This is a genomic window from Methanosphaera sp. BMS (assembly GCF_003268005.1).
In the GTDB taxonomy this organism is placed as follows: domain Archaea; phylum Methanobacteriota; class Methanobacteria; order Methanobacteriales; family Methanobacteriaceae; genus Methanosphaera.
The window spans coordinates 750,758-765,076 of record NZ_CP014213.1 but is presented as its reverse complement, the minus strand read 5'-3'; the positions used below and the strand labels follow the sequence as shown (position 1 = coordinate 765,076).

At 30.4% G+C, this 14,319-nt stretch carries 6 protein-coding genes; 4 read left to right on the top strand and 2 right to left on the bottom strand.

From position 1 onward, the window contains the following. Positions 1–1,421: 1,421 nt before the first annotated feature. Positions 1,422–2,906, bottom strand: coding sequence for a transposase (locus AW729_RS02600; RefSeq protein ID WP_112123168.1), 1,485 nt, complete (start codon positions 2,904–2,906; stop codon positions 1,422–1,424). Between the two features lie 615 nt (positions 2,907–3,521). Between AW729_RS02600 and AW729_RS02595 the strand changes: the two genes are divergently transcribed. From AW729_RS02595 to AW729_RS02580, 4 genes are all read left to right on the top strand, one after another. Further along, positions 3,522–8,366 (top strand): S-layer family protein, encoded by a 4,845-nt coding sequence (locus AW729_RS02595; RefSeq protein ID WP_112123626.1) that lies wholly within the window; start codon positions 3,522–3,524, stop codon positions 8,364–8,366. A gap of 464 nt (positions 8,367–8,830) precedes the next feature. Continuing rightward, entirely contained in the window at positions 8,831–9,031 is a 201-nt protein-coding gene (locus AW729_RS02590; protein ID WP_112123625.1) for a histone family protein, read from the top strand. 1,711 nt (positions 9,032–10,742) lie between these two features. After that, complete coding sequence (locus tag AW729_RS02585) at positions 10,743–11,999, top strand: aldo/keto reductase (RefSeq protein ID WP_112123624.1); 1,257 nt, start codon at positions 10,743–10,745, stop codon at positions 11,997–11,999. A gap of 82 nt (positions 12,000–12,081) precedes the next feature. Further along, the gene (locus AW729_RS02580; protein WP_112123623.1) at positions 12,082–13,098 is read left to right on the top strand and encodes an SLC13 family permease; all 1,017 of its coding nucleotides are present in this window, start codon (positions 12,082–12,084) and stop codon (positions 13,096–13,098) included. A 237-nt stretch (positions 13,099–13,335) separates the two neighbouring features. Here the strand turns inward: AW729_RS02580 and AW729_RS02575 are convergent, their stop codons facing one another. Next, positions 13,336–14,184, bottom strand: a complete 849-nt coding sequence (locus AW729_RS02575; RefSeq protein WP_112123622.1) for an alpha/beta hydrolase fold domain-containing protein — start codon at positions 14,182–14,184, stop codon at positions 13,336–13,338. Between the last annotated feature and the right edge of the window lie 135 nt (positions 14,185–14,319).

Below are 14,319 nucleotides of genomic sequence, written 5' to 3'. Positions count from 1 at the left end.
ATCAGGAGTATCTGAATGAATATTTAACACATATACAACCATATAATGGTTAGTAGAACACATTTGAAATATGGTGTACATACAAATCAGTATTGTTCCCACAAAAACAAAGCATATATGCTCTTTTGAACCCACAAAACCAAAACGTTCCCACAAAAAAATGTAAACACCAAAAATGATAGAGAACATGCTGATAATCTATCCAAAAAATATTAAATTAGAAACTACTATTTAATTTAATTATATTTAACCATGATAATTTGATATCTTATTTAAATATCCATATTAATTATAGCCCGTAATTTTAATATTATTCCAACTCCCAACTAGAAATATATTGTATCATTTTTCTCCGAATAATATATTAGTTATACAATAACCATACAAAAAATAAAATAAGCAAAAAGCATGTAACCATTAGTTTTCATAAATATATTTCTTTTAATTGTTCTTTACCCATAGTTTCTTGTGGTAAATTTGTTATTAATGTTTCTTTTTCATCAGTTTCATAAAAATAAGTTAAAATTAAATTGAAATATTTTACATAAAGAACGAAATCTTAACCTGACGACATTAATCATGGAATCATGATAAATCTAGTTAAATTTCCACATTGTAAATGATAAGATCATATCCTATCCTTGCTATGCTTCATCCATATCTTGCTGTTATCATTCAATGACTTCTTGTTATCGGCCATAACTCCCACAAATTCATGGGGCACATATAACTCTTAAATTTTCTTGTATAAATGGTTCCGAACGAGTTATTTTGGTTTTTTACATTTTTTTTCCATTCATAACTTTGCCTTCTTTTACCAAATTCATAATAAATACTTATTGTTATTTTAAAGTAGAAATTATATAGTTTTTAGTTTAAAAAATTAATATATTAATAATAACCTCATTCCTTTCACCGACTTGTTTACTTTTAGTATTAATCATTCATATCTTGGATTTGATCGTATATTAATATAATATGCGACAAAACACAAGAAAAGAAGAAGAACAAAATAAACAGATACATACAAAAAATAACATAAACTAAACAAAATATTACTAAAACAAGAAAAATAATAAAAAATATAAAATATGCTGATTGGACTTACAAAATGAACAAAAACACAAATAATTATACGCCAGGAAAATTGTGAGTATATGACAAAACTTTTTATTCTTTTATTTTCTGCTTAATCGTTTTATATTTTCTTGTTTTCTTGTTTTAACCTATTTTTGAATATTATTATTTTATCAATGTTGATATTTTATTGGAGTTTTTTCATCATTTTTTCCTTATTTTTTGTGTTTATTTAGATTTTTTATTAAAATAATTAACATTGTTATATTTTTATTTGTTTTATTAGGTGTTTGTAAAAAAAGAGGGTGTGTTTTTTGAGGAGGTTAGTAAATGTTCTATTTTTTTTATAATTGATATTCTTTTATTTTTTCTTTTTTAAATGTTTGATATTCTTTATTTACATCTAATTCTAGTTCTATCATGTTTATTATTCGTTTTATATTGTATGTTATGCTGTATAGGTTTATGTTGTTTTCTATGTTTTGTGTTTTGATAAATGGTAGTTTGTTGATGTGGTATTGTTGTTTGAATGTTCCGAATGGTGCTTCTACTGTTTTGGATCTTTTTTTGTATTCTTCTTTTCCTTCGATGGTTTCGAGTTTGTATTTCATCTGTTGTGTGTATTCTGATCCATATTCTGTTACTTGTCTGTGTGTATGTGAGTCAGTGAAGCATAATTTTTTGTATGGGCAGATGTAACATGCTTCGGGATTGTTGAATATTCTTTTTATTTCATATGGGTCTTCTTGTTTCTTTTTATTTTTGTTATTAACTACGTATTGGTATTTGAATGTTAGTAGTTCATTATTAAAGCATAAAAATGCATTAGTTCCTTCAATTTCTATCATATTATCTTTATGGAATGGGTTGGAATTGTATTGTTTTTTGTGGTCTTTGGTTTGTTTTCTGTTAACTATATATCCATCTAGTTCGTATTTTTGTAGTATGCTGCTGCTTACTTCGTTATGGTATCCTGTATCGGCACTTATTTTATTTAATGGTACTGGACTATTTTGTATGGCTTTGGTTAGTGTTGGTGGTAGTTGATAATGGTCAGTAGGGTGATTGGAAACATGAATAGCTAATATTAGTTTGCTTGTGTAGTCTACTGCTGTTTGAAGATTGTATGATATTTCTTTTTTTCCTTTTTTGTTTAACATCCAACGAGCTTCACTATCATACAATGCCACAGTTTTTTGCCCACTACTTTTTAATTCTTCTTTCAAATGATATAAAAAGTCAAGTTTTTCTTTTAACTTCATATCACTATTTAACAAATTATAAGCAGGTTTTCTTAACTTATTTATAATCTCTTCATCATGATTATCATTTTCTAGTATTTTAATTAAACGATTAACATCTACTTTACGAATAACATTAAAACTACTGTTATATGCTTTAATAATTGTACCATCAATTGCTACATGATCAAAATCTGTTAAACCCAAATCAACAGCCAACTGCAATGTTCTAGAAAGAATAGACTTATAATAACAACCTAAAACAAAACGATAACGACTAATACTACGACTAGATGGTGTTAACCCATCCATCAACACCATATAAGGAATATTAGTACGTGAATTGCTCTCTATGTCCTTCGGAGAAAATACTTTATTACAATAAGCATATAAAAGCAATCCAAGCATGTTTTCAATTGGATAACGAGGACGTCCAGTTCCTTTTTGCTCAAAATAACCACAAATTTCCTGACAATAATTCTCAACAAAAAACTTGATAAAAAACAACAAATCATCATCCAAAACAAAACTAATCAAACCACGCTCACGTAACAAACGTTTCTTTTCATCAAAAACTTCAGAATACATAACATAAACACCCAACCATATAATATTTAATAAATCTAACAAAATATAATCAAAATATAAAAATACAATTAAATAAACATTAATACTTAGTTTAAAGACTAACTAACTACTTATATTAAATATTAAATAATTATAATTATTTATATAAAAATAATATATAAAACTAACTGTAACTATCAAAAACAAGCAAAATACACGCAGAAAAAAATTAATAAAAAAATAAAAATAATTAAAAAAATAATAAAACTAAAATAAAAAAAGAACAATACACCATTAAAAAACTAAAATAAGAATAAATATGGAAAATTAAGATAAAATAAGTAATTTAAGAGTTTTGTCCAATACTCATTGTATAAAAAAAAAAGATAATATTCACCCCCTAATTATCATGATTAATCATGTCTATCCATTAAATAATCATAGAAAAAAGATACATCGGATACAATCATAACAGCTCTAAGAAAAATCAGTAATTTCAGAATATAAACTCTTTAATAAGTATATTACTATTTAATTTAACTTCTTTTTTTATAAAAAACTCTAAAAAATATTAAATACCACCACTTCACATATAGAGTATCATAATAAACTATAACTAATGGAGGATAGTTCAATATGAAAAAAATAAAAGAAGTACTGTTATTTGTCATAGTATTAGTACTCTTAGTGGGAGTTGCAACGGCAAATGAAGTATCCACCGAAGCAGACACACCCACTAGCGATACACCCCTAATACTTGAAAAAGCAGTACAAGAAAAATCAACAGTATCACCAAGTGATACAAATACAGTAGAAAATATAAAACAAAAAACGAATACAAATCAGACAAAAACCACAAAAAACATACAAAAAAACACAAATAACCTAAAAAAAGATACAACAGTAGATTCATGGACTACACTTAACAGTACAATAACTGATGCAACAGAAGATACAACTATAACACTAACAGGAGAAACATATACAGCTAACGGTACAATTACTTTTAATCAGGCGATAACAATTACTATTGACGGTAACGGACAAACCATAGACGGAAACCAAACACAAGTATTTTATATTAATAGTGGCTCTTCAGTAATTCTTAAAAACATCACAATAATAAATGCCAAAAACACTGGTGGATATGGTGGAGCAATAGACAACGGTGGAAACTTAACCATAATAAACAGCACACTCAAAAACAACACAGCACAATATGGAGGAGCAATAAACAACAACAACGGTAACATAACAATAATAGACTCCAACCTCAACAACAACACCGCAACAGGACAAACAAATGGACGTGGAGGTGCAATATACAACAACGAAGGTGGTAATCTTACCATAACACAATCCAACCTCACACAAAACAAGGCAACAGGACAAAGATATGAGTATGGAGGTGCAATATACAACACTGGTACTATTAACATAACACAATCCAACCTCACACAAAACACAGCAACAGGACAAGGACAAAATGGAGATGGATATGGAGTTGGAGGTGCAATATACAACAACGGTGGTACTATTAACATAACACAATCCAACCTCACACAAAACAACGCAACAGGACAATATGGAGTTGGAGGTGCAATATACAACACAGGCAGTGGTACTTTTAACATAAACAACACCAACCTCAACAATAACACAGCAACAGGACAAAAAGATGGACAGGGAGGTGCAATATACAACTACTATGGGGGTAATCTTACCATAACACAATCCAACCTCAACAATAACACCGCAAGCAGTGATGGGGGTGCAATAGAAAACAATGGTTTGCTAACAATCATACACTCCATACTGGAAAACAACAAAGCAGGAAATCCTAATGATGGAACTGGTCTTGGAGGTGCAATAGATAACTATGATGGGTCATTTAATATTTCTAACTCTACATTGACAAACAACACTGCAAACCAAGATGGGGGTGCAATATACAACGAGTGGGGTGTTGTGGTTGTTGAGGATAATTATTTCATAGCCAACAACGCACCCCAAAACGGTGAGCCAATTAAAGTAGTAGCTGGTAGTCAAAACGTTAAAATAGAGGATAATATAGGTGATGATAGAACTGTATACAATAATACAATATACATAGTTACATCCGGTCAGGGTAGTGCTCGTGTTGTGGGTAATGTGTTCTATGATGAGAAGGTTAACACTACACTTACAATATCATCTAATAACACTAATCCATATGTATATGATGTTATTAATTTAACATTCCACTTAACAGACATGAATAATAAAAACCTATCACATCAGCAAATAATCATAAAAATTAACAATCAGGAACAGACACTTCAAACAAACCAATATGGAATCGCCTACCTGGAATACATACCAGTAAACAATCAAACAATCACAGTAAATGCGTCACATCCTGAAACAACAAGTTATAATTACTCAACCCAGAGTATATTAATACCTGTTGAAAAAATAAACACGACACTTAATATAAGTAAAAGTGATGAGATGGTATATGTTAATAAAACATTTAACATAACTGTAGAATTACTTGATGTGGATAAAAATGGAGTAAAAGATGCCAACATAACACTAACAATAAAAAACACAACAGATACTCTACTAACATATAATAATCTAACAGGTGAAAACGGTAAGTTAATATATCCTGTAACTGTAAATAGCAATGACACGATAACAGTTGAAGCAAAATATGCAAATGAATCCACAGTATATAAGGATGCTAGTGCTACTCTTGAATTTGATGTAGAATATGAACAGTTAAACACGACAATAGAAGCCACCATAAACAATACACAGCCATACGTAAATGATACAATAAACATAACCTACACCCTAAAAGACCAACTAGGATACACACTACCAGGACAAAAAATACTCGTAACAATAAAAGACCAGACAAATACGATAACAACAAACACGGACGGTATTGCAAGTATAGAATACACGCCAACAAACAACCAAACAACAACAATAACCGCAACATACAAGGCAAACAAGCCATACCAAGAAAACAGCACAACAATACAAATCACCGCAAACAAAATAGACACACAACTAACACTAACAGTATCCAATAATACACCAATAAATAGCACACCAATCAACATAACAGCAACACTAAAAGACAAAAACAATAAAACACTAAACAACACGCCAATAACAATCACAATAGGCGAGGAAACATTCACCCTCAACACAAACGAAAAAGGAACAGTAACACAAACTTACACTCCTAAAAAAGTTGAAACACAAACAATCACCGCCACATACCCTGGAAACGATATGTACAACACGAACACAACAACAACACAAATAAACGTATATAAAATAGACACAAAACTAACACTAACAGTATCCAACAGTACACCAGTAAACAGTACAAGCATTACAATTACAGCAACACTAACAGATGCAACTGGTAACAAACTTGCAAACCAAAACATCACAGTAACTGTTGCCGATAAAACATTCAACATAAAAACCAATAGCAACGGTGTAGCAACCCAAAACTATACACCAACAACACTAGGAAAACAAACAATAACTGCTACATATAATGGAGACAGTCAACACAACAACAGTCCAGAACAAACAACAACAATAAACATCATAAAAATAGACACCAAACTATCTGTAAAAGTATCCAACACCACACCAATAAACAACACACCAATCAACATAACCGTAACACTAACAGATACCAATGGTAACAAACTAGCAAACCAAAACATTACAATAAAAGTAAGTGATAAAACATTAAATGTAAAAACCAATAGCAATGGTGTAGCAACACAAACATACACGCCAACCAAAGTAGAAAAACAAACAATAACCGTAACATACAATGGAACTAGCCAATACATTAACAGTACAGCAACAACCACCATAACCGTTAAGAATATTAACACCAAACTATTAGTAAAAGTATCCAACAGTACACCAGTAAACAATACAAACATTACAATAACAGCAACACTAACAGATACTGATAATAAAGCAATTGCAAATCAAAACATTACATTAAATGTTGCAGGTAAAACATTCAATGTTAAAACCAATAGCAACGGTGTAGCAACACAAACATACACACCAACAACACTAGGAAAACAGACAATAACCGCAAACTATAAAGGAGATAGCAAATACATTAACAGTACAGCAACAACCACTATAACAGTCAAAAAGATAAACACTAAACTGGATCTAAAAGTATCCAATACCACACCAATAAACAACACACAAGTAACCATTACCGTGACACTAACAGATGCAGATAACAATAAACTAGCAAATCAACAAGTAACACTAAACATCAACGGAAAAACAGTAACGGCAAAAACAAACAATACTGGAATAATAACACAAACCTACACACCTACTAAAGTTGAAACACAAAACATAACCGCAACATACGCTGGAGACAGCAGATACAACAACAGCACAAAAACCATCCGAATAACCGTGAAAAACAAGATAAAAACACAAACCACAGTTAACCCAGCTACTGGAGTTATAGGAGAAAAACTCACCATCAAAGCAACAGTAACCGATACAAACGGCAACAATGTAAACGAAGGAAACCTCATATTCAAAGTAAACGGCGTAACAATAAAAGACAACGGAAAACTAACCGGTTCAAATAACCCACTTAAAGTTAAAGTAGTAAATGGAGTAGCAACAGCCACCATCATACCAGACATCAATATGACCAATGCTAAAAACATCACAGCATACTACGTTGGTACAACAATATACAACGCATCAACCAGTAGCCCGGCAAGTATAAATATATCCAAACGTAACGCTACAATAGAAGTAACTACAAACAAGAAGATAATCAAACAGGGACAAGTACTAACGATAACCGCTAAAATATATGACACCACCAACGGCAAAAAAACAAGCAACATAACACGATACCAGGACGAATACGTATACTTCAAAATAAACGGCATAACACTCAAGGACGCCAACGGAGAAATGCTTAAAGTCAAGATAATAAATGGCACGGCAACAGTAAACTACACAATACCACTAGGAATATCCTGCGTAACAGATATGCAGACACTAACACCAAAAAATCACACCATACAAGTGGGACTCTACAACAAAAACTACCAGAACATCATGACAAAAACACCAACCTTCCAAGTGGAAAGATCAAACATCACAATCAACCTAGCCAACGCTACAATAAACAACAAGACACACACATTATCCATGAAAATAACAATCAAAGACTACCTAAAAAACACAGTAGCAGGACCAAACAAACTTGTAATAAAAATAAATGGTGTAACTCTCAAAAACGGTACAAATGTACAGTACTACTACACAACCGATGGAGTGTTAAACCTTAAAAACATACCGGTACCTCAATCTAAAAACTACACCAGCATAGAAGTCATAACACAGGATAGACTGGCATACAACTCACAGAGAAACACGACAAAAGTGATAAAAATCACAAACTAAACTCCCCTATTTTCTCATTTTTTTACAACAGCATTAAACCAGTTCCATAAATTAATGTTCAGAAAACGTTTAAATTTGTGTTTTTATTTCCTTATAGTATGTTTTATCATAAGGTTTAAAAATAATTCATACAAACATTGCATGTCATAAAATTAATAAAAATAATTACGTATATAACCTAATAACCAACGGTTATATTTATCATTTATTCTTTTACTTCAGTTACCATGATATTATTAATTTTGAAAGAATTAGATTTATGTTAATAACATTTGAGATTAAAACAAGAGGATTTTTCAAAAAGTATGATAATCAGATGGACAGTTCTGTGGAGCTGTGACTTATCTAACATTGACTTCATAAATCATTTTTTTATCGGGGTAAAAAATGGAATGCATTGTTATCTAAAGTATATATAATTAATTATCCATACATATAATTATAAAACAATAGGAGATAATATTATGACAGAATTACCACTCGCACCTGTAAAAAGAATAATTCAAAAAGCAGGTGGAAAAAGAATCAGCGATGAAGCAGTAGTTGAACTTGCAAACGTAATGGAAGAATACGGAGAAGAAGTAGCAGAAGTTGCAACAAAATATGCAAACCATGCCGGACGTAAAACAGTTACCGCTGCAGATATTAAATTGGCAATACAATAATTATGCATGGGTATATGTTAATAATTTTAACGTATAACCCTTATTCTTTTTATATTATTTTAATCTTTTTTAGGAAATTCTCTTTTTTATCACAGGAAACTTTATATCTGGGATTGCTGACAGTCTAATGATTTTATTTTATTATTCGTGTTTGTACAATTGTTGTTGAATGGGTAACATATTCTCGGAAATCCGATATTAAATGCTTGTATTCTTATATGCATTATATTAAATTTTCCATCAATAATTATTTAGGGATATTTAGATTAAACAACAAATTTTAATGGCAAAAGATAATTAAATTAAGGTCAGTTTATAATTCAATGTTTTTAAATGGATTATTATATATTGTCCTCTATTATTTATGTGTTTACTATTTATTTGTGGGAACATTTTGGATTTGTGTACCTATTGAATTTTATGCATGTAGTTGGATATTCGGGGCTACAATATAATCTGTGGCTACAAAATCAACACTTATCTTAGTGTTCATAGTCTGGATCTTTCTTGAAGTTTTAATCTGATATAATACAATGAAATGTGTGAACAAACTTATTTGTGGTTACAATTTTAATTAGTTAATGATGTTGATAACAACAACGTTTGTATGCGTGAATAACTGCAATTCGTTTCGGTAGAATTTTCATTGTTCAAAATTATCCACTTGATGTATGAAATACTTATGATATTTCTGGATTTTCAATAGAAACTCATTCACAATACTTCAGTCTTAACGAAAATTAATTAATGATTATTCAAAAAGTCAGAAATAATAAGTAAATATACTATAACAATAAATAAATATCAATTGTATTATCATTTAAAATTATGATAATACATCAAACTATATGTTTATATTTAACACTATTCAAAAAATATTTTAAATTTTATTGAATCTAATAAAAGATATTAAAAGTTTATTATTTTAACCATTCAATAAGTATAAAATACAGAGACATGCAATTAAGACCTCAAATGAATGTCACTTATTGAAAAATTGGATTAATAAAACTTATTTATGAAAAAGTGATTTAATATTTGTTTCTTTTAACTTATTATTTTTCATTGTATTTCCTTTTTAATTAGTTCATGTAAAATAGGATTTAAGGGAAATTAAAGAGGAATTTGTATTTTTTCCTCTTTTACATTTTTTGAACACTTCTCATAACAAACTAATTACTTATTTTACTTGTTCATTTTAATTTTTTCTAAATGGTGGACAACAGCTTCTTATTTACTGCTGGGTTCTTGGTAAAAATATAATATGAAATATAAAACATGCTAAAATAAGGCATAATATAACATTTAAGAACCATTATACTTCTTTAATGCCCATTGATTTTTAAGAAACATCACCATCGGATATCTTTTGTACGTATGTTTTTTTACAAATGCTTTTTATCATTCTTGTTTTTGGCCTCTTGTAATCTCATAACATTATTTGCATGTTTTTTTCTTGTTGTATTTATTCACACCCGTTCAGGAACAATTATTTATATGCATTCATCATTTTAGGATATATTTCTGTATTATCTTCCCGATTTTTAAGTATTTTTCTCCATTTCATATACTATAATAAACAATATTGTGGAGTTTTTTTTGGAGTTATTGCTTTTTCACTTTTTTTTATATACGACGTTTTTTTGAAAATTATTTTATATAATGTAGTTATAAATATATTTTTATCAAAAGATAGTTGAGGGTACATTTAATGGAATATAGGAAGATGCCTAATAATGGTGCTGAAGTGTCAATGCTCGGATTTGGTCTGATGCGTCTTGAAGATAAGAATGACATGATTGACGTGGAATTTGCTAAGGACTTGGTGGAATATGCAGTTGAGCATGGAATAAACTATTTTGATACTGCATATGGCTACGGTGATGGTTCAGGTTCAAGTGAAAAGGCATTGGGAGAAATTATCGATAAGATAGGCTGTCGTGACAGTGTATATCTTTCAACGAAATTGTACAGGGAATCCGTTGCTTCCAGGGATGACATGGAGAAGATGTTCATCGAGGAATTAAATAACTTTAAAACTGATCATATAGACTATTATTATATACATAATGTTATCTCATATCAGAATATTCTGGATTTAAAGGATATGGGATTATTTGAGTTTCTTGATGAAAAGAGGATGAAGGGTCAAATAAACAATGTGGGATTTTCATTTCATGGCCCATATAAGGATTTTGAAAAGGTCATCGATGAATATGATTGGGACATGACTTTGTTGCAGTATAACTATTTGGATGTCAATGCACAGGCAGGCATTAGGGCTATTGAATTAGCATCATCCAGGGATATGGGAGTATTTATCATGGAGCCATTAAAGGGTGGAATACTCGCTGATTTGATGCCTAAACAAGCACGTGATATTATAACTCAGTCAGGCATTCAAAGAGATAATGTTGATTTGGCATTATCTTGGATATTCAATACACCGGGAATTACTTGCGTACTTAGTGGAATGAAAGAATTGGACATGGTTAAACAAAACATTCAAATAGTGGAAAACTATGGGAATAATCCATTAACTGATGCTGAGCTGGAGGTTATTGAAGAAGTTAAAGGGGTATTTGATGAGATTATAAAAATTCCTTGTACAACTTGTGACTATTGTGCTCCATGTCCTCAGGGAGTTGAAATTTCCGCAATCTTCCAATTGTATAATGATAAATATATCTTTCCCGATAAAATGTGTCTTGGAGTACATCCATCATATATAATCTATGCGGCTATTGTGTTGGGCATTTTTGATTCACCATTTGACGGGTCATTATGCATTGAATGTGGGATTTGTAAACGTAAATGTCCACAGCAGTTGGACATTCCCAAACTCTTAAAGCAGATTGATGATTCATTCTATGGTAAACAGATTAAGGAGTTATCCCCTATACTTACTGAAATATTTAAAAGCAAAGAAATGACAGATATTCTTGAATCTTTAGAACCGATTTTCTAATAAAAATACATTAATAATCACCTTGCCCCCATATGCTTATCCGGGATAAACCTATTATACCTCTTTATATAAATGTAATAATATGGCTAAATTCCTGGATAAATCAATTAATTTTTTTAAGGATGAAACGGTTTTTTCCGTATCATTACTTTTGGCTTTATTTTCTTGTTTTTTTGTAAAACCAAATTTTGATTATTTAAATTATATTAATTGGGATACTATCCTATTGCTCTTTGTAATAATGATTATCGTTGAGGTTTTAAAAAATCTGTCAGTATTCGAACTGCTTGTTAGAAGATTATTGACAAGAACTGCAAATACACGTAACCTTGTTTTGATATTGGTATTTATCACTTTCTTTAGTTCAATTTTCATCACGAATGATGTTTCTTTAATATTGTTTGTACCATTTTCAATAATGGCACTAAAGAAGGTACGTCGTGCTGATTTGATAATCATCACTGTTTGTCTACAGACTATCGCCGCTAATGTGGGATGTATGGTTCTGCCGATAGGTGCTCCACACAATATTGTCGTATACACTACATCAAACATATCATTTGGGGATTTTTTCCTGGTGTTATTGCCGTATATTATTGTTTCATGGATATTTATGATTGCTGTATTGTTGTTTATCAGAAAGGATGATATTCTTTTACCTACTATTGATAAGATTCCATTCAGCAGACATCACTTCTTAAGAAGGGTTATTAGTGGAGTTGACTATTATCTGCTCTTGACATTCATTGCATTATTCGTATTGATTGGTAATCTGCAGAATATTTCCTTTTTCAACCTGCTTTTCAGACAGTGGATTGTTGGAAATGAAGTGCTTTGTGGTGTTATAATATCCCAGGGAATCTCTAATGTTCCTACTGCAATGTTGCTATCCGGCTTTAGCAGTAATGTGAAGGATATTATCATCGGGATTAACATTGGAGGTTTTGGAACTCTAATAGCATCCATGGCCAATCTAATTTCATATAATATTCTCCTTCGTGAATGTGGTGAATATAAGGGGAGATATTTAATAATTTTCACGGCATTTAACATATTATTATTGATTATATTGTTAACGCTTAATGTTATGATTAATTAATTGGCTAGTAAATGGTATGATTATTGTAATTTCTGTGAAAAATCGTATTATATTATAAAACTAATAATTTTAAACTAGGGGATAAATGCGTCAATACGTTTAAAATTTAATTAATTTTCAAAAACGCTACTGTCAAAATAAGAAGAATATTTAAAAAAAAATTGGGGTTTAAGATTAATTATTATTTTAATAAACAGTATTTGTCATAGGGATTTTCATATAACTACAAGGAGGTGTTTATTTATTTAAGTATTCCTGTATCTCTTTTACAACCTTATTTGATTCTGAAATCGGAAATACCGGATAAATGTGGAACATTCCTTCACCGACACTTATTTTAGCATCAACGCCATTATCTCTTAGTTTTTTGGCATATTTATGAATGTCATCATAAAACAGTTCTTCTCCGCCAACAAATATAAGTGTATCGGGTAAACCAGTATTGTCCCCAAATATTGGACTTACCCTATAATCTTGAGTATTCCAATCACCTGCCCATGTTTTACCTATTTCACGAAGCCCGACATCACCCAATGTGGCATCTTCTTCACTGTTGTATGGAATATTAGACATTGAAATATCAACCCATGGTGAATAGGTTATAATTCTATATGGCTGAGGTAAATCCTTGTCTTTTATATATTGACAAAATGAGTAAACAAAGCCTCCACCTGCTGAGTCACCCATTAATATCAAATTATTTCTTGAACTCAACTTTTCATACAATGGGGTTAGAAGATCATATGTTTGATGTGCTTGATTTGATGGGGCAAGAGGATAAACAGGTGCAACTACATATGCATTAAGTTTTTTAGCAAGTTTTCTGCAGTGTAAGAGTTGGAAAAAGTTTATTTCAAGTACGTATGCTCCACCATGAACATATAATATGGTGTTTTCAGCGTTTTCATCCCCAAAGGTAAAAACTTCACATCCGTCCAAATCTTTACTTTTGAATGGACGTTTGGGAACTTTGGTTTCCGGTGGATTTTCTATAAACTTATCAACTTCTTCTTTTGAATCCATATATTTCAGTTTGGTTGCCCTTAAAACGGCTTCCAGTGCCTTTGCAAGTAATGATTTAGACATTTTAAATTACATCTCCCAATATTAATTAAACATTTTAATTTTTATTTTATTTCTTTGGTTATTTTGTTAATAATTTTTTTATACTACTTAATTATTTATATTTTATTTTATTTAACATTATTTTTTAGTCAGAAT